At 73.8% G+C, this 23307-nt stretch carries 22 protein-coding genes; 14 read left to right on the top strand and 8 right to left on the bottom strand.

All coding sequences use genetic code 11. From position 1 onward, the window contains the following. Positions 1-1138: heavy metal translocating P-type ATPase (locus tag IF30_RS0122805; protein ID WP_030241461.1), on the bottom strand; the 1138-nt coding region annotated here is incomplete at its 3' end. Positions 1139-1343: 205 nt separating this feature from the next. On the opposite strand from IF30_RS0122805, the gene IF30_RS0122800 reads away from it, so the two are divergent. Then, positions 1344-2327, top strand: a complete 984-nt coding sequence (locus IF30_RS0122800) for a hypothetical protein (RefSeq protein WP_030241458.1) — start codon at positions 1344-1346, stop codon at positions 2325-2327. Between the two features lie 43 nt (positions 2328-2370). On the opposite strand, the gene IF30_RS0122795 is transcribed toward IF30_RS0122800, so the two are convergent. The 3 genes from IF30_RS0122795 to metF form a co-directional block, all read right to left on the bottom strand. Then, positions 2371-4317, bottom strand: a complete 1947-nt coding sequence (locus tag IF30_RS0122795) for an autotransporter-associated beta strand repeat-containing protein (protein ID WP_037900867.1) — start codon at positions 4315-4317, stop codon at positions 2371-2373. A gap of 118 nt (positions 4318-4435) precedes the next feature. Beyond that, on the bottom strand, positions 4436-5611 hold the full coding sequence (locus IF30_RS0122790; RefSeq protein ID WP_030241451.1) for a permease: 1176 nt from the start codon (positions 5609-5611) through the stop codon (positions 4436-4438). A gap of 103 nt (positions 5612-5714) precedes the next feature. Then, a complete protein-coding gene (gene metF / locus IF30_RS0122785; RefSeq protein WP_078891603.1) occupies positions 5715-6668 on the bottom strand; it encodes a methylenetetrahydrofolate reductase [NAD(P)H] in 954 nt (317 codons plus the stop codon). A gap of 318 nt (positions 6669-6986) precedes the next feature. On the opposite strand from metF, the gene IF30_RS0122780 reads away from it, so the two are divergent. From IF30_RS0122780 to IF30_RS0122770, 3 genes are all read left to right on the top strand, one after another. Further along, positions 6987-7304 carry a heavy-metal-associated domain-containing protein gene (locus tag IF30_RS0122780; protein ID WP_030241445.1) on the top strand — a complete coding sequence of 106 codons (318 nt, stop codon included), beginning with the start codon at positions 6987-6989 and terminating at the stop codon, positions 7302-7304. A 132-nt stretch (positions 7305-7436) separates the two neighbouring features. Continuing rightward, on the top strand, positions 7437-7718 hold the full coding sequence (locus IF30_RS0122775) for a metal-sensitive transcriptional regulator (protein ID WP_030241442.1): 282 nt from the start codon (positions 7437-7439) through the stop codon (positions 7716-7718). A gap of 249 nt (positions 7719-7967) precedes the next feature. After that, on the top strand, positions 7968-8303 hold the full coding sequence (locus IF30_RS0122770) for a hypothetical protein (protein WP_051710861.1): 336 nt from the start codon (positions 7968-7970) through the stop codon (positions 8301-8303). Positions 8304-8432: 129 nt separating this feature from the next. Here the strand turns inward: IF30_RS0122770 and IF30_RS0122765 are convergent, their stop codons facing one another. Then, positions 8433-9029, bottom strand: coding sequence for a TetR/AcrR family transcriptional regulator (locus IF30_RS0122765; RefSeq protein ID WP_199807908.1), 597 nt, complete (start codon positions 9027-9029; stop codon positions 8433-8435). A 139-nt stretch (positions 9030-9168) separates the two neighbouring features. On the opposite strand from IF30_RS0122765, the gene IF30_RS0122760 reads away from it, so the two are divergent. After that, positions 9169-10761, top strand: coding sequence for an FAD-dependent monooxygenase (locus IF30_RS0122760; protein WP_051710860.1), 1593 nt, complete (start codon positions 9169-9171; stop codon positions 10759-10761). On the opposite strand, the gene IF30_RS0122755 is transcribed toward IF30_RS0122760, so the two are convergent. Continuing rightward, the gene (locus IF30_RS0122755; RefSeq protein ID WP_030241430.1) at positions 10743-11150 is read right to left on the bottom strand and encodes a DUF4345 domain-containing protein; all 408 of its coding nucleotides are present in this window, start codon (positions 11148-11150) and stop codon (positions 10743-10745) included. The two genes, IF30_RS0122760 and IF30_RS0122755, sit on opposite strands and share 19 nt — an antisense overlap. A gap of 101 nt (positions 11151-11251) precedes the next feature. On the opposite strand from IF30_RS0122755, the gene IF30_RS0122750 reads away from it, so the two are divergent. Beyond that, positions 11252-11866 (top strand): TetR/AcrR family transcriptional regulator, encoded by a 615-nt coding sequence (locus tag IF30_RS0122750; protein ID WP_030241427.1) that lies wholly within the window; start codon positions 11252-11254, stop codon positions 11864-11866. Between the two features lie 106 nt (positions 11867-11972). After that, positions 11973-13265: a cytochrome P450 gene (locus IF30_RS0122745; protein WP_030241424.1), complete on the top strand. Its 1293-nt coding sequence runs from the start codon at positions 11973-11975 to the stop codon at positions 13263-13265. Positions 13266-13328: 63 nt separating this feature from the next. Here the strand turns inward: IF30_RS0122745 and IF30_RS0122740 are convergent, their stop codons facing one another. Continuing rightward, positions 13329-14543, bottom strand: a complete 1215-nt coding sequence (locus IF30_RS0122740) for a Dyp-type peroxidase (RefSeq protein WP_063752743.1) — start codon at positions 14541-14543, stop codon at positions 13329-13331. Between the two features lie 40 nt (positions 14544-14583). On the opposite strand from IF30_RS0122740, the gene IF30_RS0122735 reads away from it, so the two are divergent. The 3 genes from IF30_RS0122735 to IF30_RS0122725 all read left to right on the top strand — a co-directional run bounded on the left by IF30_RS0122735 (position 14584) and on the right by IF30_RS0122725 (position 18438). Continuing rightward, the gene (locus tag IF30_RS0122735; RefSeq protein WP_234322807.1) at positions 14584-15966 is read left to right on the top strand and encodes a right-handed parallel beta-helix repeat-containing protein; all 1383 of its coding nucleotides are present in this window, start codon (positions 14584-14586) and stop codon (positions 15964-15966) included. A gap of 116 nt (positions 15967-16082) precedes the next feature. Beyond that, a complete protein-coding gene (locus tag IF30_RS0122730; RefSeq protein WP_030241416.1) occupies positions 16083-16817 on the top strand; it encodes a sulfite exporter TauE/SafE family protein in 735 nt (244 codons plus the stop codon). Positions 16818-17094: 277 nt separating this feature from the next. Next, entirely contained in the window at positions 17095-18438 is a 1344-nt protein-coding gene (locus IF30_RS0122725; RefSeq protein ID WP_030241413.1) for an MFS transporter, read from the top strand. Between the two features lie 27 nt (positions 18439-18465). Here IF30_RS0122725 and IF30_RS0122720 read toward each other — a convergent pair whose 3' ends face one another. Then, positions 18466-20466 carry a heavy metal translocating P-type ATPase gene (locus tag IF30_RS0122720; protein WP_030241411.1) on the bottom strand — a complete coding sequence of 667 codons (2001 nt, stop codon included), beginning with the start codon at positions 20464-20466 and terminating at the stop codon, positions 18466-18468. A gap of 95 nt (positions 20467-20561) precedes the next feature. Between IF30_RS0122720 and IF30_RS0122715 the strand changes: the two genes are divergently transcribed. From IF30_RS0122715 to IF30_RS0122700, 4 genes are all read left to right on the top strand, one after another. Further along, positions 20562-20927, top strand: a complete 366-nt coding sequence (locus IF30_RS0122715; RefSeq protein WP_030241409.1) for an ArsR/SmtB family transcription factor — start codon at positions 20562-20564, stop codon at positions 20925-20927. A 102-nt stretch (positions 20928-21029) separates the two neighbouring features. Further along, the gene (locus tag IF30_RS0122710) at positions 21030-21746 is read left to right on the top strand and encodes an SDR family NAD(P)-dependent oxidoreductase (protein ID WP_051710858.1); all 717 of its coding nucleotides are present in this window, start codon (positions 21030-21032) and stop codon (positions 21744-21746) included. Next, the gene (locus IF30_RS0122705; protein WP_030241404.1) at positions 21740-22183 is read left to right on the top strand and encodes a MarR family winged helix-turn-helix transcriptional regulator; all 444 of its coding nucleotides are present in this window, start codon (positions 21740-21742) and stop codon (positions 22181-22183) included. The genes IF30_RS0122710 and IF30_RS0122705 overlap by 7 nt, the downstream gene beginning before the upstream one ends. Positions 22184-22597: 414 nt before the next feature. Beyond that, positions 22598-23287 carry a 2OG-Fe dioxygenase family protein gene (locus IF30_RS0122700; RefSeq protein ID WP_030241401.1) on the top strand — a complete coding sequence of 230 codons (690 nt, stop codon included), beginning with the start codon at positions 22598-22600 and terminating at the stop codon, positions 23285-23287. Positions 23288-23307 lie beyond the last annotated feature (20 nt).

Genomic DNA, 23307 nt, shown 5'->3' with positions numbered 1-23307 from the left:
CGCGTCGGCCACCTCCAGGACGGCCCGGGCCGGCGGTGTGGACGGCGAGCAGGGTCATCCGGCCGGTGGTGACGGTGCCGGTCTTGTCCAGGACGACGGTGTCGACCCGGCGGGTGGACTCCAGGACCTCCGGGCCCTTGATGAGGATGCCGAGCGCGCCGACCCGGGTGGCCTCGACCACCAGTCGGCCGCCCGCGTTGACGGTGGCGCCGGTGACGGCGTCGCCGACGGCGACCTCGACCGGGACGGACTCGCCCGTCAGCATCGAGGCGTCCACCGCCGACGCGCCCTCGACCACCACGCCGTCGGTGGCGATCTTCTCGCCCGGCCGGACCACGAAGCGGTCGCCCGCGGTGAGTTCGGCGATCGGGATGCGCGCCTCGACCCCGCCGCGCAGTACCGTCACGTCCTTGGCGCCCAGTTCCAGCAGCGCCTTGAGGGCGGCGCCGGCGGTGCGCTTGGAGCGGGCCTCGAAGTAGCGGCCCGCCAGGATGAAGGCGGTGACGCCGGCCGCGGCCTCCAGGTAGATGTCGGACGCGCCGTCGCTGCGGGCGATGGTGAATTCGAAGCCGTGCCGCATGCCCGGCATCCCGGCGTCGCCGAAGAACAGCGCCCACAGGGACCACAGGAACGCGGCGCCGGTGCCGAGCGAGACCAGGGTGTCCATCGTCGCGGCGCCGTGCCGGGCGTTGGTGAACGCGGCCTTGTGGAACGGCCAGGCGGCGTAGGTGACGACCGGGGCGGTCAGGGTCAGGGACAGCCACTGCCAGTTGTCGAACTGCAGCGCGGGCACCATCGCCATTGCGATCACGGGCACGGCGAGCGCCAGCGCGGTGAACAACCGGGCGCGCAGCGGGGCCAGTTCGTCCGACGGCTCGGCCTGCTCGGCGGCCCCCTGGGCGGCCGGGGGCTTGGGCAGGGCGGCGGTGTAGCCGGTGGCCTCGACGGTGGCGATCAGGTCGGCCACGTCGACGGCGCCCTCGAAGGTGACCTTCGCCTTCTCGGTGGCGTAGTTGACGCTGGCCGAGACGCCGTCCATCCGGTTGAGCTTCTTCTCGATGCGGGCCGCGCACGAGGCGCAGGTCATTCCGCCGATCGAGAGTTCCACCTCCGCTGAGGCGGGTGCCTGGGTAGTCATCGTCGCTCCTCGTGACAGTCGTCGTGCCGTCGCCGTACCGGCCGTCGGTGATGACTCAGTTATACCCCCAGGGGGTACCTGTGGCAACCCGTAGGGATACCCCGGGGCCGTATTGCGGATTCAGGCGGATCCCCGGCGGATTCGCTTGACGGGATACCCCCGGTGGGTATTCACTCACCACGTCAACGCCTGAGGAGATCCCGCCATGAACACCGCCATGCGCATCACCGCCTTCACCACCGGACTCGCCGCGGCCTTCGGCCTCGCCCTCGGCGTCGGCCACGCCACCGGCACCGGGCCCGCACCCGAGGCCCGGGCCCACGCCGGGCAGAAGGGGCACTCAGGACACGACGCCGGACAGCCCGCCGGACACGCCGGACACGACGCCGCAGACCACGCCGGCGGGGGAGCCCCCGAGCACCTGCCCGGCGGGCTGCAGATCTCCGAACGCGGCTACACCCTCAGCGTCGAGAACCCCTTCGTCACCGCCGGCTCCCCCGCCGACCTGCGGTTCCGCATCCTCGGCACGGACGGCCGGCCGCTCACCGCCTACCAGCAGCAGCACGACAAGGAACTACACCTGATCGTCGCCCCGCGCGACCTGTCCACCTTCCAGCACCTGCACCCCACCCTGGCCGCGGACGGCACCTGGAGCGCCACCACCGCCGTCCCCGCCGCCGGCGAGTACCGGGTCTTCGCCGACTTCACCCCGGTCGGCGCCGGCGACGGCCTCACCCTCGGCGCCGACCTCCACGCCGCCGGCGACCTGCGCCCCGCCCCGCTCCCCGAGACCGGCCGCACCGTCACCGTCGACGGCTACACCGTCACCCTCGGCGGCGACCTCGCCGCCGGGCGCAGCAGCCGGCTCACCCTGACCGTCAGCAAGGACGGTCGGCCGGTCACCGACCTCCAGCCCTACCTCGGCGCCTACGGCCACCTCGTCGCCCTCCGCGCCGGCGACCTCGCCTACCTCCACGTCCACCCCGACACCACCACCCCGGGCCCGGAGATCGGCTTCACCACCACCGCCCCCAGCCCCGGCGGCTACCGGCTCTTCCTGGACTTCCAGCACCAGGACACCGTCCACACGGCGGCCTTCACCGTGACCGCGGACTCCACCGCGGCCGCCCCGACCGGCGTGCCGACCGCCGCCCCGTCCGAGGAGCCGGCCGGCGGGCACGGACACTGACCGGACCCGACCGGACCCGACACGGCGCGGTGCCGGGCCGGTGTCAGCGGCCGTGCCGGCGGCGGCCGGGGCGCCCGCGCCTGCGCCGCCTCCTGAGGGCGAGGAGGACGCCACCGGCCGCGCCCGCCAGGGCCGTGCCGACCGCGGTCGGCACCGCCCAGACCGCACTGCCGGCCCGCGCGGCGGCCGGGGCGGCGGTGGGCCCCGCCGGGGGCGGGTCGCCGGCCTGGCCGACGGGCTCGTCCGGGGAGCTCGCCGACGGAGAGGCGGCCGGGGTGGTCGCCGTCGCGGCCGTCACGGCCGTCAGCTCGACGTGGCCCGCCGTACGGGCGATCGAGAAGGACGCTCCTCCCACGCTCAGCGTGTCGCCGGAGAGCGCGGCGTCCTGGGCACCCACGGTGAAGCTCTGGGCTCCGCCCGGCAGAATGATCTTCGCCCCCGTGACGACCTCCAGCTTGCGCAGCGTCGTCGACGTCGCCGCGCCGAGATCGAGGACCGCGGACGCCCCGGTGAGGGCGACCCCGCTGGACGAGGAGAGCGACGCTCCGGCCACCGCGAGCGTTCCCTTGGCCACGGTGGTGGCGCCGGTGTAGGAGGCGGCGGTGAGCGTCGCCGTCGCGGTGCCATTCTGCGTGACCGATCCGGAGCCGGACACCGGCGGCAGCGTCACGGCCGTCCGGACGTTCTGGACGATCAGCGACCCGTCGTCGCCGACCGCGTCGAGGGTGCCCTTGGTGTGGAGACTGCCGTCCGCTCCCGCCGCCCCCGATCCGAGGCGCAGGGTGGCACCCCGCTGGATGGTGGTGGAACCGTCGTAGAACTGTGCCGCCGCGAAGGTCACGTCGTTCCCGGCCGTGCCGGCGATGACGATGTCGCCCGCCCCGGGGGTGGCAAGGGTGTCGTGGTACATCCCTCCGCCGATGGGCAGGCCGAGGGTGACCGGGCCGTTGTAGTCGAAGGTCAGCCGTGACCGCTGCGGCCTGGCGTGCAGGTTGACGTAGGCCGTCTCGGCCGTGCCCGGCATGAAGATCTGGTGGGTGGTGCCGTCTCCCCACTGCACGTCGGCACCCTCGATGTTGGTGCCGCGCTTGTTCGAGCGGTGTGCCACCGTGACCCAGTTGAGGTTGCTGTTGCTCAGCGCCGGCGAGGCCGTGTCGGTGTTGTCGCTGTAGCTGTAGGTGCCCGTCAGGACCACCTTGCTGCCGGGCCGGGAGTGGACGTTGACGTCGTTGCCGTACTCACGGCTGTAGAAGTTCTGGCGTTGGACGACCGTCTGGTTCAGCGGGGTGTCGATGATCCACGAGCCGCGGTTGACGACGGCCTTGGCGTTCGGCAGGTCGGCCGTGCAGGTGGTGGCGGCGTAGTTGGCGCCGGTGCCGATGTCGAGCACCCCGGAGAAGGGGCTGCTTCCGCACAGCTGCAGCGTGCCCCACAGGTTGCGGGGCTGCACGATCGTCCCGGAGCCGCTGATGGTGCCCAGGTTGAACAGCCGGGTGAGCGACAGGTTCAGCGTGCCGTCCACCCGGATGTTGTCCTGGTTCTGCTGGTAGCCGGGCGAGTTGTAGGGGAAGGCGCCGATCAGGCCGGTGGTTCCGCCGTTGCCGTACTGCAGGGTGGCGCCGGCGTCGACGGTGACCGCCGGCCGGTCGGGGTTGCTGACGACCACGTAGGGGTGGTTGCCGCCGGGAACGCTGACCGACTGGGCCTGCTGGGAGCCGGGCAGGGTGAACGTGCTGTCCTTGGTGAGGATCAAGGTGCCGGTGCCGGAGACCCGCAAGGACCCCTGCCCGCTGATCACCCCCGCGTAGGTGTGCACCCCGGGCGGCACGTTCACGACGGCGTTCCCGCCCAGGACCACGTCGCTGTCGGCGAGGATCGACGAGGTGATGTCACCGTCGGCGGCGACGGCGTCGGTCGGCGCCAGGGCGACGGGCACGGTCGTCGCCGCCACGATCGCGGAAGCCAGCAGTGCGTGCCAGGAACGTTTCATCAGGGGGTGCTTCCTCGATGCGGGCGGACCCGAAGATGTTAGCGCTCACAATCCAGGGGTCGTCAGCGCCTGTTGGACTTCCCGGGACTTCCCGGCAGTCGTCGACGCCTCCCGGCCGTCAATGGTGGCCGTGGCCGGGGTGCTCCTCCTCCGCCGGCCCGCCGCCCATCATGCGCAGCATCGCCGCGCCGCCGGTGCGGAAGAAGCGGATGAGGAGAGCCCCGGCCAGGAGCAGGAACGCGATGTTGAGCCAGGTGGTGTAGTTCCACTCCACGCCGGACATCGGGATCTCGGCATCCCGCTGGTCGGGGACCAGGCCGAGGCCGCCGAACAGCAGCTCGACCGCGTACCCGGCGACCACGATCGCCGCGTAGAACGTCCCGAGCAGGAAGAGGGCCATGCGGGCGCCGTAGTACTTCCGGTAGATGTTCAGGATCGGGAGGATCAGCAGGTCCGCGAAGATGAACGCGACCACGCCGCCGAAGCTGATGCCGCCTTTCCACAGGACCACGGCCAGCGGCACGTTGCCGATCGAGCAGACGAAGGACGCGATCGCCACCAGGGGGCCGACCAGCGGACCCCAGATCTTGCCGGCGAGCGGATGGTCGACGAAGAAGAAGGCCTGCCAGAACGAGTCGGGCACCCAGGCGGCGATCGCGCCGGCGACGAGCAGGCCGATCACCAGGTCCCTGACGATGGCGGCCCACTCCATCACGAAGACGTGTGACACCGAGGTGAGGCCCCCGCCGGAGAGCAGCCGCCGGGCGAAGGAGCCCTCCCCCGTCACCGACATGTCCATCGCGGCATGCCCCTCCATCGAGCCGGCCCGGCCGTGTTCGGCCTGCTCGCGGGCCTCGCGCAGCAGCCGGTCCCGCAGCAGCAGCCGGAACAGCACGGCGAGCAGCAGGATCATGACCGGCCCGCCGACGAATTCGGCCGCCGTGAACTGCCAGCCCAGCAACAGGGCCAGGATCACGCCCAGTTCGACGACCAGATTGGTCGAGGCGATCTCGAAGGCCATCGCGGCGGTGAAGTCGGCTCCCTTGCGGAACAGCGAGCGGGCCAGTGCGACGGCGGCGTACGAGCAGGAGGAGGACGCCGCGCCGAAGGCGGAGGCGACGGCGAGGGTGCGCGGCCGGTCGTCGCCGAGGAGCCGGACGACGGTGGACTTGTGGACGACGGCCTGCACGACGGCGGAGAGCAGGAACCCGAGGATGAGGGCCCAGGTGATCTCCCAGGTCATCGATCCGGCGATGGCCAGCGCGTGCAGGATCGCGTGCGGGATTCCGTGCATGGTGGGTCCGCCTTTCCGTGGCCGCGCCGTGGAGCTCCGAGGGGCGCGAGGAACCATATACCCACAGGGGGTATCCCGTGAACGGTAACGCGCCGCTCCCCCGTCAGGCCGGGCTGCCGATCGCCGGTGGGGCTGCGGGTACTCGTGTCGGCCCGTCGAGCCCGAGGTTGCGGTGGATCTCCAGGGCGGCGGTGGAGCGGTTCAGGGTGATGTAGTGCAGGCCGGGGGCGCCCTCGCGGAGCAGGCGCTCCGCCATCCGGGTGGCGTGGTCGACGCCGATGCGGTGCGCCGCGGCCCGGTCGCCGCGGGCCGCCGCCAGCCGCAGCGCCAGACCGGCCGGGAAGGACGCCCCGCTGAGCTCGGCGAAACGGCTGATCTGGCGCACGTCGGTGGCGGGCATGATCTCCGGGATGACCGGCGTCTCGCAGCCTGCCGCGGCCAGCCGGTCCCGCAGCCTCAGGTAGTGCTCGACCTCGAAGAACATCTGCGTGACGGCGTAGTCGGCGCCCGCGCGGCACTTCGCGACGAAGTGCCGGATGTCGTCGTCCCAACCCACCGAGCGCGGGTGGCGTTCGGGGAAGGCCGCGACGCCGACGGTGAACGCGCCGCACTCCTTGACCAGCCGCACCAGCTCGGCCGCGTACCGCAGGCCCCGCGGGTGCGGCTCCCAGGCGCCGCCGGGGTTGCCGGGCGGGTCGCCGCGCAGCGCGAGCACGTCCCGGATCCCGACGTCCGCGTAGCGCCGCAGGACGGCGTGGAGCTCGGCGGTGGAGTGGCCGACCGCGGTCAGGTGGGCGACCGGGCGCAGCGTGGTCTGCGCGGCGATCCGCTCGGTGGTGCCGATGGTGCGGTCGCGCGAGGAGCCGCCGGCGCCGTAGGTGACCGAGACGAAGGTCGGCGCGGCCGCCTCCACCCGCCGGATCGCGGCCCACAGGGCGCGCTCACCGGCCTCGTCCTTGGCCGGGAAGAACTCGAAGGAGTAGGTCCGTTCGCCGGCGGCGAGGACCTCGCGCAGGCCGCGCGGGCCGCGCGGACCGCTCCGGGTGTTCTGGTCCATGGGGTCACCTCGTGTGGTGGGCGTCGTGCGGTGGGCGTCACGTGCTGGGCGTGTGGCCGCCTGGCGGCGGCGTGGGGACTCGGTGCGCGGACCCCGATGGGCGGAGCCCGACGGGGGCGCACGCCCCGACCCTGCCCGCAGGGCGCAACAGGGCTGCCACAGAGCGGCCCTGACCGTCCGGTCCGTCGACGCGGCCGCCGCCCGAGGGTTCCGACAGCCACCACTTGGATACCCTAGGGGGGTATGGTACTTTCGAAAGCGAAGAAGCCGACCGGGCCACTCCGGGCGGCGCCGGGCACTGACGACAGGAGCACACCCATGAGCGAGACCACCGCCACCGTCGACTCGGTCACCACCGAGGCTTCCTCCTGCTGCGGCTCGTGCGGCACCGCCGCCGCGGCCACCGCCACCGAGACCGCCCTGACCTCGGCCTTCGAGGTGAAGGGCATGACCTGCGGCCACTGCGTCAGCTCGGTCACCGCCGAGTTGACGAAGCTCGACGGCGTCACCGACGTCGCCGTGGACCTCGCCACCGGCAGGGTGACCGTCGGCAGCACCCAGCCGCTCACCGACGCCGACGTGGCCGCCGCCATCGACGAGGCCGGCTACGACCTGGTCGGCCGCCTCGACAGCTGACCGCCCGTCACCGGCCCGGTCGGGCGGCGCCGCCACCGCCGTCCGTCCGTCCGTCCGTCCGGGCCGATCCCCCTTCTCCCGCACGCCGGTAGAGTGAAAGCCCCCCTCACCGCACAGGAACCAGAGGCGGCCGTGCCCAGCTACAGCTCCCACAAGGACGACTTCCTCAAGCGGCTCCGCCGCATCGAAGGCCAGATCCGCGGCCTGCAGCGCATGGTCGAACAGGACACCTACTGCATCGACGTCCTCACCCAGGTCTCCGCCGCCAGCCGCGCCCTCCAGTCCTTCGCGCTCCAACTCCTGGACGAGCACATCGAGTGCTGCGTCCGCGACGCCATCTCCGAGGGCGGCCAGGAGGCGAGCACCAAGATCCGCGAGGCCAACCAGGCCATCGCCCGGCTCGTCCGGTCCTGACACCGCCTCGGCGACGGACCCGCGCGCCCGACCGCCACGCGCCCGAAACCCCCGGTCTCCGGAAGACCGATCACCGAAGCTCCATCAGTACGGGGAGGGGGTATCCCGCGACCGGCCCGAAAACCCGTCGGCTCGCGGCCCTGACGAGCAATAGACTCCGGAATCCCGGCGGCCGAGGTCGCCGAGCCCGCTGAGCCCGCTGAGCCCGCTGAGCCCGCTGAGCCCGCCGGATCGTGGAGTCGGGAGGACATGATGTCGTCGATCGAGTTCGTCCGCCGCCTGGACGGCCTGGTCTACCACTTCCGGCCGGACGGCACCTTCCACGGCAGGCCGTCGTTCAAGCGGACCGACCTGGACCTCTGGTGCCGGTGGCTGCCCGAGCGCGGCTGGTGCACCGTCGACGCCGACGGGGTGCCCAACTCCGCGCCGCTGCCGGGCGGGACAGCAGGGGAGATGTTTCCGCCGCTCTGCCCCTGGCGCAGCTGGAAGGCCGGGAAGTCGTACCTCTACGACCTGCGCCGCGCCGACGTCGAGCCGGTTTCCCCGGCCCTGCCGCCGGCCCTCGGCGAGGTCCGCCGGCCGTAGCCCTTCGGGCCCGGTCGAACGCCCGGCGCGGCCCGTCCGGCAGGTCGACCTCGACCGTGCCACCGGGGCGGACCGCCCTGTCGATCTGCGCGCACGGGTCACGCAGGCCCGACCAGGGCCGACGGCGGGTCAGTCCTCGGAGGGCGCCCGCAGGAGTGGCAGCACGACCTGGTCCAGGATCTCCGCCACCACGTCGTCGGAGGGTATGGTCCCGCCGGTCAGGAACGCGTCGCGCAGCAGGTCGAGCGGGAGGGAGACGACGCGCGGGGTGATCCGGGCCGGGTTGATCTCGCCCCGGGCGGCGGCGCGGCGCATCATCGTGCCCAGGCCGCTGACCGGTCCTTCGGCGGTCAGGCCCTCGGTGAACCCGGTCCGCAGTTCGGGGTGGCGCATCAGGTCGACCAGGAAGCCGTGGACGGCGTCGGTCGGCAGGTCGTCGAAGCGCTGCAGCAGGCCGCCCAGGAAGAGTGCCAGGTCCGCCCGCAACCGGCCGGTGTCCGGGGGGTCCTGGTAGTCGGGGGCGTTGCGGCTGAGGGCGGCGATGACGAGGGCGGCGCGGTTGGGCCAGCGGCGGTAGAGCACCGGCTTGCTGGTGCGGGCGCGCGCGGCGACGCCGTCCATGGTGAGCCGGTCGTAGCCGTGGTCGGCGAGTTCGGCCCAGACGGCGTCCAGGATCGCCTGCTCCAGTTCGTCACCGCGCCGCCGCACCGGTTTGCGGTCCACCACGCCGTCCCGCACCTGCCCTTCGGAGGTTCGTAGTCCGCGGACTCTTGGATACTTTGCGTTTCTTATCGAGGTCAGCTTACAGTCGAAACCAAGAAACGCACCGTATCTTATGGCCGGACGGCCACAGGGGAGATCCGTCATGCGCACTGTCCACGCCACCCGTACGACCGAAACCGGGACGACCGAAACCGGGGCGACCGAAGTCCTGGTGGTCGGCGCCGGCCCCGTCGGCCTCGCACTCGCCCTCGGACTGGCCCGCGCCGGGATCGGCTGCCGCATCGTCGAGCGGGAGCCGCGGTTCCGCGACCGCGGCGTCCGCGGCAAGGGCGTCAACCCGCGCACCCTGGAGGTCTTCGACGACCTCGGAGTCGTGGCGGCGATCCTCGACCGCGGCGCGCACGACCTCAAGGTCCGTACCTACGAGGGCGACCGGCTCGTCCGCGAGGTCGATCCGGCGCCCGCCAACCCGCCCACCCCGGACCGCCCGTACCGCGGCATGCTGCTGCTCGGCCAGCACCACACCGAGGAGGTCCTGCGCGAACGGCTCGCCGCGTACGGCGTCGCGGTCGAGACGGACACCGAGCTGGTCGGTTGCACCCAGGAGCCGGACGGCGTCCTCGCCACCGTACGCGTCGGCGACCGGACCGAGCGGCTGTCCGCCCGCTACCTGGTCGGCTGCGACGGCGGCCGCAGCACCGTCCGCAAGCTGACCGGCATCCCCTTCCTCGGCGAGACCTGGGACGAGCAGCGGTTCCTCATGGCCTCCATGGACGTCGACGGCCTCGACACCCGCTCGATGCACGTCTGGAACGACCCCCGGCTCGGTGTCGGCGCGCTGACGATGGTCCCGATGCGGGCGGACGCCAACTGGGCCGTCCACGCCGCCGTCGACCCGGACGGACCCGGCGGCATTCCGGCACCCACCCTGGCGACCTTCCGCACGCTGTTCGCCGAACGGGCCGGCCTGCCCGGGGTCACGCTGCACGAGCCGGTCTGGTCCACCGTCTGGCGCCCCACGGTCCGCATGGTCGAGCGCTACCGCGACGGCCGGGTGCTGCTCGCCGGGGACGCCGCCCACTGCCAGTCAGCGGCCGGGGGCCAGGGCATGAACACCGGAATCCAGGACGCCCACAACCTCAGCTGGAAGCTGGCCGCGGTGCTGCGCGGCGCCCCCGACGCGCTGCTCGACAGCTACCAGGCCGAACGGCTGCCCGTCGCCCGCGCCGTCCTGGCCGCCACCACCGCCCAGCACAAGGCACTGTTCGGCGCCGACGGAGCCCGCGCGCTGGCCGACCAGTTCCTCGACCCGGCCGCCGCCGGCGACGACTTCACCGGTCTCTCCGTCACCTACCGGGGCGGGCCGCTCGGCCGCGACCTCGACGACACCACCGGCATCCGGGCGGGCGACCGCGCCCCGGACGCACCCTGCACCACCACCGACGGCACGCCGACCCGACTGTTCGACCTCTTCCGCGGCGCGCACTTCACGCTGCTGACCATCGGCGAGCACCCGTCCCTGGACGAGCCCTCGGGGCAGGCGTCCCTGCCCGCCTCCGTCGGCCTGCGCCGGGCCGCCGTCCTCGACCCGGCGGGCCACGTCGCCCGGGCCTACGGGCTGCGCGGCGACGCCGTCGTGCTGGTCAGGCCGGACGGCCATGTCGCGCTCACCGGGGCCACCGCCCACCCGGGCACCTTCGCCGAACTCCTGGGGAGCTACGCACCGGCCGCGTGAGCCCTGTCCGGCCGGGCCCGCTCGTCCGCGTCGGCGAGCCAGAAGTACACGGGTGCGAGCCCGAGTTCGATCACCATCAGCACCACCTGGAACCCCTGCGGCCAGCCGTCCACCGCGATGGACAGCACCCGCGCGAGGCCGCCCAGCAGGAACACCGCCGCGAGCCACCGCACCGTCCCGGCCGGCACCGGATCCTGCCGGGCGGCCCGGATCCAGGCGGCGCCGTACCCGGCGAAGACGGCGCCCATGAAGCGGCCGAAGCTGTCGACCGTCGGACCGGCGTGCGCGATGCCGGGCACCGCGGCGTTCCCCAGCAGGATGTGGAAGAACCCGATCGCGACGCAGGCGACCCCCATCGTCCACGCGAGCACCCGCAGCGCCTTGGCCATGCTCCACCCACCCGTCGTCGGTCCGTCGGCACGCGCTTGGTTGACACGTGTCTACCAAGCTAGCGGTCGGTAGTAGACGCGTGTCAAGTAGCCTGGCCCGCATGCCAGTCCACGAACCCCGCCGCCGCCTCTCCCCGGCCGCGCGGCGCGCCCACCTGCTCTCCGTCGGCGCCCGCCTCTTCGCCGCCCGGCCGTACGAGGAGGTGCTGATGGAGGAGGTCGCCGAGGCGGCCGGGGTCTCGCGCGCCCTGCTCTACCGCCACTTCCCCGGCAAGCGCGACCTGTTCGCGGCGATCTACCGGCAGGCCGCCGACGACCTCCTCGCCCACAGCCGGTTCGACCCGGCCGACACCCTGGTCGAGCAACTGGTCGAGGGCATGGACGCCCACCTGGACTACTTCATCGCGAACCGGCACGCCGTGCTCGCCGCCAACCGCGTCCTGGCCGGGGACCAGGTGATCCAGACGATCATCACCGAGGAACTCGACACCCTCCGCGACCGCCTGCTCGGCGTCCTCCCGCTCGCGGACGAGAACGCCCGCCGAGCCGTGTCGCAGGTCCTGCGCAGCTGGCTGGTGTTCGTCCGGGTGCTCGTCATCGACTGGCTGACCGAGGAGACCTGCACCCGCGACGAGTTGCTCGACGCCTGCATCGGCGCCGTCCTGGGCGCGCTCCGGCCGCTGCTGGCCGCCGATCCGGCGCCCGGCCGGGGATGACGGCGCTTACCATCGGTCCGTAACGGGAAAATCCACCGGAAACATCCAAGTGCTGTAGAAAATACGACATTTGGACGCAACGGCCGCACCGACCCCGAAGGGCCCCATGGAATCCGCCGCCGCCGACACCCGGACCACCCTCCCCCCGCTCCACCGGCTCCCCGTCTCCCCCGCCCGGCCGCCCCACCCGACCACGCTGCCCGACGGCACCCCCGCCTGGCTGGTCACCCGCTACCACGACGTCCGGCAGGTCCTCGGCGACCCCCGGATCACCCGGGCCGACCTCCACGACGTCGGCACCGCCGGCGCCACCGCAGACGTGGCGGCCAACCCGGCGTCCCTGTTCAACCAGGACGGACCGGCCCACCGCCGCCTGCGCGGCACTGTCCAACGGGCCTTCACCCCGCGCGCCATCGCCGGCTGGCAGCCCTGGGTCGCGGCCGCCGTCCAGCAGTCCGTGGACGCACTGGTCGCCGCCGGGCCGCCCGCCGACCTGGTCGCCGCGTTCGCCCGGCCGGTGCCCTTCGCCGTCACCACCCGGCTGATGGGGCTCGACGGCGACGGGCCGGACAGCCTGGACGAGGCCCGGCTGCACCGCTGGACCCTCGCCCTGCTCGCCCAGGGCGAGGAGGCGGCAGCCGGGGAGCCGACCGGAGGGCCGGCAGCCGGGGAGGCCGCCGGAGGGCAGGCAATCGGAAGGCAGGCAGCCGAGCCGGCAGCCGAGCAGGCAGCGGATCACGCCGAAGCCCTCGCCGAATACGCCGCGTTCACCGCGGAGTTGATCGCGCGCCGCCGCCGCGAGCCCGGCGACGACCTGGTCAGCCGGCTCGTCCGGGCCGCCGACCAGGACGGCGGCATCCCCGAGGAGTCACTGGTCCACCTCGTCGCCGGACTCACCGCCAGCGGCAACGAGAGCGTCGCCGGCGCCCTCGGCAACGCCCTCGTCTACCTCCTCGGCGAACGCGCCGACCACTGGCCCCGCCTCGCCGACCCGGACACCGCCGAGCGCACCGCGGAACGCCTGCTCCACTTCATCCCGCTCGGCGACGACGAGGCCACCATCCGCCGCGCCACCGCAGCGATCGAACTCGGCGGCGCCACCATCCCGGCCGACGCCGTCGTCGCCATCAGCCTCGGCAGCGCCAACCGCGACCCCGAGGTCTACCCCGACGGCCTCGACGCCGACCTCGGCCTCCCGCTCGCCGCCCCCACCCTGGCCTTCAGCGCCGGGCCGCACTACTGCATCGGCGCCTGGCGCGTCCGGCTCGAAATGCGCGAGTCCCTCCAGCGCCTGGCCACCGCCCTGCCCGGCCTGCGGCTCACCAGCCCGGTCGCGGACCTCGCCTGGCAACTCGGCGGCACCACCCGCAGCCCGGCCCGGATCCCCGTCACCTGGTGACGGCCGGGCTCCGGGCCCAGCGCCGTGCCGCCGGCGGCTCCGGCGGCGGCACGGCCCTCCGGATCACCCGAACAGCCCCTCCCCCAACACCGCGCCCTCACGCGCCCCCGGCAGCACGTACGCCACCGCCGACGCCGTGTGCGCCAGGAACGGGTTCAGCGCGTCCCGCGCGGCCAACCGGTTCTGCACCCGGGTGAACTGGGCCGGATCCCGCATGAAGGCGCAGAACAGCAGGCCCTTGTCGGCCGGCCCGTCGTCGTAGCTGTAGCCGCGCCGCAGCATCCGGGCGCCGCCGTCGAGCCGGGGGCTGGAGAGCCGGACGTGCGCGGCGGCCGGGATGACGTACGAGCCGTCCGGGTTCTTCGCGTAGATGTCCGGCTCGTCGTGCTCCGCCGTGCCGGTGAGCGGCGCGCCGTCGCCGGACCGGCGGCCCATCGCCAGGTCCTGCCGGTCGCCGGGCAGGGCCGCGAAGGCGGCGGTGTCCATCCGGATCCGCCGGTAGACCAGCACCGTCCCGTGCTGGTGCGGCCCCGACGGACCCCAGACCCACTGCCGGGCGGCTTCCTCGTCCGGGTTCGCCGTACCGTCCTTGAAGCCGAACAGGTTCCTCGGCGTGGTGCCCGCGGCCGTCCGGGGCAGGAAGCCGGACTGCGTCCACCGCACCGCCGCCCCCGCCGCCCCGGCGGCCGCGCAGACCTGTTCGGCGACGACGGTCAGCGGCCACCGGTCCGCCGCGCACAGCTGCACCAGCAGGTCTCCGCCGCCGCGCGCCGGGTCCAGGCGGTCGCCGGGGAAGGCGGGCAGCTCGGGCAGGACCGGCGGCGGAACGTTCAGCCCCAGCCGGGCCGCCGCCCCCGGGCCGACCCCCACCAGGCTGCTGAGCCGGGCCGGCTCGCCGCCCCGCAGGCGCGGATCCGTCGACGTCCCGCCGGCCGCCTCGGCGAGCACCCGGGTGAGCTCCCCCAGCAGGCCCCGCAGCGCGGCCCGGCCGTCCGAGGTCGCGGCGGGCGCCAGGTCGAAGGCGAGCAGGTGGGTGGCCGGCTCCTGCGGGGCCGTCACCCCGGCCTGCCGGTCGCCGTGGAAGGGCGCGGACGGCTCGGGCGGCGGCGCCGCGGCCCGACCGGCGTCGCCCCCGCGGGCGAGCGCGGTGATCCCGGCGCCGAGCCCGGCACCGACCCCGGCGGCGAGCACCGCCCCGCCCGCGAGCAGGGCCCGCCGGTCCACCCCGCCCCCGACGGTCGGTGGCCGGTCCTGTGCCTTTCCGGTTTCGGCATGCATGGGCGACATTGGAGACGATAGAACACGCCCTATGCAACTTTTGACCACACGTCACCTCCGGACCCCCGCACCGCCCGCACCGCCCGCACCGACCGCAGCGGGAGCCGGGGCCCGGGCGGCACTCCCCCCGCTGCTCACCGCGCTGCTCACCGCCGCCGTCCTCGTCCTCTCCGGCTGCTCCTCGGCGGGCCCGGCCTCCTCCGACGCGAAGCACCCGGAGGGCACGGTCGTCCGGGTGCCGCAGAACTTCCCGACCATCCAGCAGGCCGTGGACATCGCCCGCGAAGGCGACACCGTCCTGGTCGACCCGGGCACCTACCGCGAGAGCGTCCGGATCACCAAGCCCCGGATCGTGCTGCGCGGCACCGACCGCAACACGGTGGTCCTCGACGGCGGCGTACGCCTCGTCAACGGCGTCATCGCCACCGGCCCGGGCACGGTCGTCGAGAACCTCACCGTCCACGGCTACCTCGCCAACGGCGTCCTGTTCACCGGCGTCACGGACGAGAAGCTGCAGCAGCACGGCGCCGGCGGCTCCGCCTACGACCCGCTCGACACCGCCCGCTTCCCCGTCGTCCAGGGCTTCCGCGCGACCAGCGTCACCGCCTACGACAACGGCCTGTACGGCATCTACGCCTTCGACGCGCGCGGTGGCGTCATCGAGGACTCGTACGCCTCCGGGCAGGCCGACTCCGGCATCTACGTCGGCCAGTGCAAACCCTGCGACACCCTGGTGCGCGGCAACACCGTCGAACGCAACGCCGTCGGCATCGAACTCACCAACGCCTCCGACGGGCTGACCGTCGTCGGCAACCGCATCACCGCCAACCGCGTCGGCGTCACCGTCAACTCCAACGACCTGGAAGCCCTCGCCCCGCAGCACGGCGCGGTCATCGCGGGCAACGTCGTCGCCGACAACAACGCCGCCGACACCCCCGAACAGGCCGACGGCGGCTTCGGCATCGGCATCGGCATCGGCGGCGGCACGGCGAACAAGGTGCAGCGCAACCTCGTCCAGGGCAACCGGGCGGTCGGCATCGTGATCACCGACCCGCCCGGCCACCCAGCGAGCGGCAACCGGGTCGAAGGCAACCGCGCCACCGGCAACGGCACCGACCTCGCCCTCGCCTCCCCCGACCCGACCAACTGCTTCACCGGCAACCAGCCCGCCGTCCAGAGCCCCGACGGCCTGGAGACCGTCGCCGGCTGCGCGGCCCAGGGGCGCGGCCCCGTACCCGCGGGCCGGACGAGCCCGGTGCAGGCGCCGCCCGGCATCCCCTTCAGCCAGGTGAAGGCCCCGCCCGCCCAGCCGTCCCTGCCCGATCCCACCGCCCCGGGCCGCCCGGCGACCGACCTCCCCGGCCCCGTCGACCCCGACGCCTACCCGCTCCCGACCACCGCCGACGCCGTCCCGCACCACTGACCGTACGAGCGGGCACGGCGGCGGCCCAACCGGTTGCCCGGCGCCGGCCTGCGGGGGCAACCGCCGCCTGGGGCATGATCGGTGCGCACCGTCCGCCGATCGAGGAGGCCGATCCGATGCCCGGCAGCTGGACCGCCGACCTCCTCCTGGGCTGTGCCGTCCTCGCGGGCGCGTCCGTCCAGCGGCTGGCCGGGGTGGGTTTCGCCCTGGTCGCCGCGCCCGTCCTGGTGCTCCTCGTCGGCGCGGCCGACGGCGTGGCGCTGTCGAACGTCTCCGCGGGCGCGATCAGCGCCGTCGGCCTGCTGGGCAGTTGGCGGCAGGTCAGGCTGACGGCGATGCTGCCGCTGGTCCTCGCCGCGGCCTGTACGGTGCCGGCCGGGGCCTGGGTCGCGGCGGAGGTGCCGGAGACCGGGCTGCTGATCGGCATCGGGCTGCTGGTCAGCCTCGCGTCGGTGCTGGTGCTGCGCGGGGTCCGGGCGTCCGCGCTGCGCGGGATCGGTGGGGCCCTGGCCGCGGGCGCCACCAGCGGGTTCATGAACGCGGCCGCGGGGGTGGGCGGCCCGGCGGTCTCCCTGTACGCCGTCAACACGGGGTGGTCGGCCGCCGAGTTCGTCCCCAACGCGCAGTTCTACGGCGTGGTGGTGAACGTCTTCTCGATCGCGGCGAAGGGCGTGCCCGGGCTGGCCGTACCCGCGTGGTGCCTGGTGGGCGCCGCGCTCGCGGGCGGGGCGGCGGTCGGGCGGGTGCTCGCGGCGCGGGTGTCGGACCGGAGCGCCCGGTTCGCCGTGCTGGGCCTGGCCCTGGCGGGCGGGCTGACGACGCTCGTCAAGGGCGTCTCGGGTCTCGGCTAGCCGGTCGGGGCGTGCAGCCTGCCGGGGTCTCCCGAGGTCTGTACGAGGTCTCCCGAGGTCTGAACGGGGTCTCCCGGGGCCTGCCGTTCGTGCCGGGGCTTGCCGGGGGCCTGCCGGGGATTCCCGGGCCGGCGGGGGTGGACCCGCGGGGCGGTCCGGACAGAACCGGACAGCCCGGGACGACCCCGACTTCCGTAAGGACACGCGCAGTTCGGGGCACCCGGGGCAGTTCGGAATCCGCCCGAAGAGTCCTCCGCGGACATGACATACTGCGTCGGTGACCGCAGCAGACCTGGCTGAAAAGCCCTCCAAAAGCCGTCCGCAACTGGGCCGGAAGTTCACCCTGCTGTGGTCGGCCTCGGCGATCTCCTCGGTCGGCGACGGCATGCGGGACTCCGCCCTGCCGCTGCTGGCGGTGGCCGTCTCGGACTCCCCGAGCGCGGTCTCCGTGGTCTCCGTCGCCGGGTCGCTGCCCTTCCTGCTGATGTCGCTGTACGGCGGGGTGCTCGCCGACCGGGCCGACCGGCGGCGGCTGATGTGGACGATCGACTCCCTGCGCGCCGCCGTCGTCCTCGGCTTCGCCTGCTGGATCTTCCTCGCGCACCCGCCGCTGGCGGCGCTCGCCGCGCTGGCCTTCCTGCTCGGCTGCGGCGAGACGGTCTTCTCCAACGCCGCCACCTCGGCCGTGCCGGAACTGGTGCGCCCCGACCAGCTCGACGCCGCGAACGGCCGGATGCAGGCCAACATGCTCGTCGGCGGCAACCTGATCGGCCCGCTGCTCGGATCGGCCCTGTTCGCCGTGGCCGCCGGCTTCCCCTTCACGGTGGACGGCATCTCCTTCGCGCTCGCCGCCGCCCTGGTCGCCGCCACCGGCCGCTCCACCGCCGCCCGCGCCCAGGCCGGCCGCCCGGTGCTCACCGAGATCCGCGAGGGCGTCAACTGGCTGTTCCGCCACCGTGAGGTGCGGATGCTGGCCGTCCTCTCCACCCTGGGCGCGCTGACCTGTTTCATGGGCACCACCATGATGGTCCTGATGGTCACCAAGGTCGTGCACGCCCCCGCCGCCTCCTACGGCATCGTCCTCGCGGCCGGCGCGATCGGCGGCACCGCCGCGAGCACCCTGGCGGGCCGGCTCAGCCGCCTGCTCGGCCGCGGCACCCGGATCGCGGTCGCCTTCCTGCTGATGGGCGTCTCGCTGATCCTGATGGGGCTCAGCACCTCGGTGCTCGAAATCGCGGCGCTGTACGGCGTGATCGGCTTCGGCATCGTGACCTGGAACATCCAGGCGATCTCGCTGCGCCAGCAGGCCGTCCCGAAGGAGCTGCTCGGCCGGGTCAACAGCTGCTACATGCTGCTCAGCCGTCTCGGCATCATGGCCGGTGCCGCGCTCAGCGGCTGGATCGCCTCCGCGACGAGCATCCGCACGCCCCTGTTCCTCGGCGGCGGCCTGCTCCTGGCCCTGCTGGTCGCCGTGCTGTTCCTGCTGCCGCGGATGACCGCCATGGAGTCGGCCCAGCCCCCGGCGGCGGACGCGACGCCGGAGGGGAAGGCCACGGAGAGGGCCGAGGAGCGGGCCGAGGGGAAGGCGGAGGCGCAGGCCGCCTCCCCCGAGGCCGAGTAGCCGCCCGGCAGGCCGGTTCGGGGCGCCTCAGCTCCCGCCCCCGGCGCGGGCCCCGGTCCACGCCCGCTCGCGCAGCAGCCGCAGCCCGTTGAGCCCGACGAGGACGGTCGAGCCCTCGTGGCCGAGCACACCGAGCGGCAGCGGCAGGGTGGCGACGAGGTCCCAGACGACCAGTGCCGAGATGAACACCGAGGCGATCACCAGGTTCTGCACCACGAACGACCGGGCGCGCCGCGAGAGCGCCACCACGGCCGGGACGGTGGCGAGTTCGTCGCGGACGATCACAACGTCGGCGGTCTCCAGGGCCAGGTCGGAGCCGGCCCGCCCCATCGCGACGCCGGTGTGCGCGGCGGCCAGCGCGGGCGCGTCGTTGACGCCGTCGCCGACCACCAGCACCCTGCGCCCGGCCGCCTCCTGCTCCCGGACCGCGGCGACCTTGTCCCTCGGCAGCAGCCCCGCCCGGACCTCGGCGATGCCGACCTCGGCGGCCACCCGGCCGGCGGCGCGCGGGTTGTCGCCGGTGAGCAGGACCGGTGTGCGGCCGGTCAGGCGGGTGAGCGCGGCGACGGTGGCGGCGGCGTCCGGGCGCAGCCGGTCGGCGAGGCCGAGCACGCCGACCGGGACGCCGTCCACCTCGACCAGGGCCGCCGTGCGGCCGGCTTCCTCCAGTTCGGCGGCCAGCGCGGCGGCTTCGGTGGAGCAGGCGTCGGCGCGGCCGTTGACCAGTCGCACGGGCGCGCCGACGGCGACGACCCGGCCGTCGACGGTGGCGGTGACGCCGGCGCCGGGGACGGAGGCGAAGTCCTCGGCGGTGGCCGGGGTGAGCCCGCGGGTGCGGGCGGCGTCCACGACGGCCCGGGCGAGCGGGTGTTCGCTGGCGTGCTCGGCGGCGGCGGCGAGTGCCAGCAGGTCGTCCTCGGAGAGGCCCGATGCGGTGAGCGGGCGCAGTTCGGTGACGCGGGGCGTGCCCTCGGTCAGCGTGCCGGTCTTGTCCAGGGCGACGGCGTCGGTCCGGCCGAGGCCTTCCATGACGACGGCGGACTTCACCAGGACGCCGTGCCGTCCGGCGTTGGCGATCGCGGACAGCAGGGGCGGCATGGTGGCCAGCACCACGGCGCAGGGCGAGGCGACGATCATGAAGGTCATCGCCCGCAGCAGCGAGCCGGTGAAGGCGGCGCCGAGGGCGAGGGGCACGGCGAAGACGGCGAGGGTCGCGATGACCATGCCGATCGAGTAGCGCTGCTCGATCTTCTCGATGAACAGCTGGGTGGGTGCCTTGGTCTCGGAGGCCTCCTCCACCAGGTGCACGATCCGGGCGATGACGGAGTCGGCGGCGTCCCGGTCGACCCGGATCCGCAGCGCGCCGGTGCCGTTGAGGGTGCCGGCGAACACCTCGTCGCCGGCCTGCTTGGCCACGGGCAGCGGCTCCCCGGTGATGGTGGCCTGGTCGACGTCGCTCGCGCCGTCCAGGACGCGCCCGTCGGCTCCGATCCGCTCGCCGGGGCGGACCAGGACGGTGTCGCCGACGGCCAGTTCCCCGGTCGGCACGGTCTGCTCGCCGCCGTCGGGCAGCAGCCGGGTGGCGGTGGCGGGCGCGAGGTCGAGCAGTCCGCGCACCGAGTCGGCGGTACGGGCGGTGGCGAGGGCTTCCAGGGCGCCGGAGGTGGCGAAGATGACGATCAGCAGCGCGCCGTCCATGACCTGCCCGACGGCGGCGGCGCCGAGCGCGGCGACGATCATCAGCAGGTCGACGTCGAGGGTCCGCTCGCGCAGCGCCAGCAGCCCCGCCCAGCCGGGCTCCCAGCCGCCGGTGGCGTAGGCGAGGGCGTACAGCGGGCCCCAGGCCCAGGCGGGCGCGCCGGTCAGCTGGAGCGGCAGCGCGATCAGGAACAGCACCGTCGCGGCGGCGGCCCAGCGGGCCTCGGGCAGCGCCAGCACCCGGGTGCGCCGGCGGGGCGCGGTGTCCGGGCGGGGTGCTGCCGGGGGTGCGGGGCGCTCGGTGGGGGAGGTCAGGGTGGAGGAGGGCATGGGGTGGACCTTCGGGGCAGGGCACGGCCACGGACCCGTCCACCATACATGAACATATGAACGCCTCTTCATGTACGAGTTGTAGTATTGGCAGCATGGGTCATGGAGCCGCCCCCGCCACCGCCGTCCCGCACACACGCCTGGACGCCGCCAGCGCTGCCCGGGTGGCCACCACCCTGCAGGCCCTGGCCACCCCCTCCCGCCTGCTGATCCTCTCCCGCCTCCGCGAGGGCCCCTGCGCCGCCACCGAACTCGCCGCCGAAGTCGGCCTCGAACAGTCCGCCTGCTCCCACCAGCTCCGACTGCTCCGGAACCTGGGCCTGGTGACAGGTCGGCGCAACGGCCGCTCGGTCGTCTACGCGCTCTACGACAACCACGTCGCCGCCCTCCTCGACCAGGCCGTCTACCACATCGAGCACCTGCGGCTGGGACTCACCGACTCTCCGGACCCGGCGGAGTGACACCGGGAAGAGGCGGCCCCGCGCACGGCGCGCGGGGCCGCCTCTTCGCGTCTGCGCCCGACTTCACCCACCGGGTTAGTTATAGAGGCTACAATCATTAACATGACTACAATCAATGCACGCCAGGAGCCCGGCAGGCGGGTCCTACTGATCGGCGCGTCCCGGGGTCTGGGCCTCGCCCTGGCCCGGGAGTGGGCGCGGGACGGCCGGCAGGTCACCGCCACCGTGCGCGGCTCGGACCGCACCCCGCTGCACGACCTGGCCGACACCACCGACGGGCGGATCGAGATCGAGACCGTCGACATCACCGAGCCCGAGCAGATCGCGGCGCTCCACGGCCGCCTCGCCGACCGGACGTTCGACCTGCTGTTCGTGAACGCCGGCGTCACCAACCAGCCCGAGGGCACCGTGGCGGAGACCTCGACCGACGAGTTCACCCGGGTGATGGTCACCAACGCGCTCGGCCCGCTGCGCGTCGTGGAGGCCTTCCACCACCGCATCGACCCGGCGGGCACCATCGCGGTGATGTCCTCCGGCCAGGGCAGCGTGACGAACAACGTCAACGGCGGCCACGAGGTGTACCGCGGGAGCAAGGCCGCGCTCAACACCTTCATGCGCAGCTACGCGGCGCGGCACAGCGGCGAGGCCCGGACCCTCGTCCTGATGGCCCCCGGCTGGGTGCGCACCGAACTCGGCGGCCCGGACGCCCGACTCGACATCGACGACAGCATCCCCAACGTGGTCAGGACCCTCGACGCCCTGCGGGGCGAACCCGGACTGCACTACGTCGACTACCTCGGCCGGACCGTGCCGTGGTAGCCGCCCCGACCGACCCGGCGGCCCGGGCCTGGGCCCTGATGCGGGGGTTCGTCGAGGCCCACAACCGGCACGGCGAACTCGCCGAGGCGCTCGGATTCCGCCTCGGCGGCGGCCGCGGCAAACTCCTCTTCCAGCTCCGGGACCGGCCGATGAGCCTCAGCGAACTCGCCCAGGCCAACGGCATCGACGCCCCCTACGTGACCCTCATCGTCGACAAACTGGAAACCCAGGGCCTCGTCCGACGCCAACCGCACCCCGACGACCGGCGCCGCAAACTGGTGACGCTCACGGCCGCCGGCCACGAGGCCATCGCGACCGCCGACGCCATCCTGCTGCGGCCGCCCCCGGCCGTCGGCACCCTCCCCGCCGACGACCTCCGGCAGCTCGCCGAACTCCTCACCCGCATCCTCGATGCGGACAGGGCGGAGGACCACTGATCCGCCGGTAGGCGCCGGGGGCCGGAGGGGGTGGTCGGCCCCGGAGGGGAAGTCGGCCGGGGCGGGAGGACGGCCGGAGTGGGAGGACGGCGGGCCCGACCCGTGTCCGACATCGACCACGAGTGCGACAGGAATGACCGGACGCGTCGCTCGCTGACGGAGTCGGCAACACCTGACGTCACGTCACATCCGCCGAGGCGGGAGGCGCTTCTTCGTGTCCGGCCTGTCCGGATCACGTCATGCCGGTTCCGGAAGCCCGGATCCCTTGAACGCCGTGGTCATGCCGAATGACGATGGTCATCGCAGGAGTGACCCTCCGACCGGGCCCGCGCCCGGGCTCGGCGCCTCCTGCCCTCCCCCTCCCCGTGGCCTCCATTGCGTCGTCTGACACCCCACAGAACGGCTGGCTTTCGCATGGCGCTCAATGAACGGCACTACCAGTTCTTCTCCGTCCCGGAGCTCGACGAGTCCGTCCTCCGGGAGTTCCCCACCCTCCCCCTCGACCGGTACTGCGACGGCAAGTTCCGCCACCGCCGGTTCTCGCAGTTCCGGATCGCCCACTCCGCCCACGGCGGATGGCAGTTGGAGCTGCTGCCGCACCGCCCGTTCTGCCAGGCGACGCAGTTCAACGGCGTGACGGGCGGCCAGCTGCGGGACTTCGAGCCGCTGCGGATCGACCCCGGCGCACTGGTGCGGGCGGGCGCGGACGAGGTCCCGCTGGACACCGCCACCGACTGGCAGGTCGACGTGCACCAGTGGCGGATCGTCTCGGACGACAGCACCCGGGGCGTCTCGGTCCCGGAGGGACCGCACCAGGACGGGCACACCTTCAGCGTGATCGCCGTCATCGACCGGGTCAACATCACCGGCGGCGAGACCCAGTTGATGCCGATGGACAGCGACCGGCCCTTCGCCCGGACGGTGCTCCAGCCCGGCCAGGCCGTCGTCCTGGACGACCGCAGGATGCGGCACTACGCGACCGACATCGCCGCGCCGCGCGGCCAGGAGGGGCACCGCGACCTCTTCCTGCTCGCCTACAACGCCTGGCCGGACCGGCGCTACGGGGAGGCGTACGAGAAGGCCGTACTCGCCGGCACCTGGTAGCCGACCCCAGGAGCCCCCCG

This window comes from Streptomyces sp. NRRL S-350 (genome assembly GCF_000719705.1).
Classification (GTDB): domain Bacteria; phylum Actinomycetota; class Actinomycetes; order Streptomycetales; family Streptomycetaceae; genus Kitasatospora.
The sequence above is the reverse complement of the archived record's forward strand: the minus strand, read 5'-3'. Positions and strand labels throughout refer to the sequence as shown.

Coding starts and splice junctions, on each gene's coding strand:
- IF30_RS0122800 (WP_030241458.1), top strand. CDS start 1,344: ATGAACACCGCCATGCGCATCACCGCCTTCACCACCGGACTCGCCGCG.
- IF30_RS0122795 (WP_037900867.1), bottom strand. CDS start 4,317: ATGAAACGTTCCTGGCACGCACTGCTGGCTTCCGCGATCGTGGCGGCG.
- IF30_RS0122790 (WP_030241451.1), bottom strand. CDS start 5,611: ATGCACGGAATCCCGCACGCGATCCTGCACGCGCTGGCCATCGCCGGA.
- metF (WP_078891603.1), bottom strand. CDS start 6,668: ATGGACCAGAACACCCGGAGCGGTCCGCGCGGCCCGCGCGGCCTGCGC.
- IF30_RS0122780 (WP_030241445.1), top strand. CDS start 6,987: ATGAGCGAGACCACCGCCACCGTCGACTCGGTCACCACCGAGGCTTCC.
- IF30_RS0122770 (WP_051710861.1), top strand. CDS start 7,968: ATGATGTCGTCGATCGAGTTCGTCCGCCGCCTGGACGGCCTGGTCTAC.
- IF30_RS0122760 (WP_051710860.1), top strand. CDS start 9,169: ATGCGCACTGTCCACGCCACCCGTACGACCGAAACCGGGACGACCGAA.
- IF30_RS0122755 (WP_030241430.1), bottom strand. CDS start 11,150: ATGGCCAAGGCGCTGCGGGTGCTCGCGTGGACGATGGGGGTCGCCTGC.
- IF30_RS0122750 (WP_030241427.1), top strand. CDS start 11,252: ATGCCAGTCCACGAACCCCGCCGCCGCCTCTCCCCGGCCGCGCGGCGC.
- IF30_RS0122745 (WP_030241424.1), top strand. CDS start 11,973: ATGGAATCCGCCGCCGCCGACACCCGGACCACCCTCCCCCCGCTCCAC.
- IF30_RS0122740 (WP_063752743.1), bottom strand. CDS start 14,543: ATGCATGCCGAAACCGGAAAGGCACAGGACCGGCCACCGACCGTCGGG.
- IF30_RS0122730 (WP_030241416.1), top strand. CDS start 16,083: ATGCCCGGCAGCTGGACCGCCGACCTCCTCCTGGGCTGTGCCGTCCTC.
- IF30_RS0122720 (WP_030241411.1), bottom strand. CDS start 20,466: ATGCCCTCCTCCACCCTGACCTCCCCCACCGAGCGCCCCGCACCCCCG.
- IF30_RS0122715 (WP_030241409.1), top strand. CDS start 20,562: ATGGGTCATGGAGCCGCCCCCGCCACCGCCGTCCCGCACACACGCCTG.
- IF30_RS0122710 (WP_051710858.1), top strand. CDS start 21,030: ATGACTACAATCAATGCACGCCAGGAGCCCGGCAGGCGGGTCCTACTG.
- IF30_RS0122700 (WP_030241401.1), top strand. CDS start 22,598: ATGGCGCTCAATGAACGGCACTACCAGTTCTTCTCCGTCCCGGAGCTC.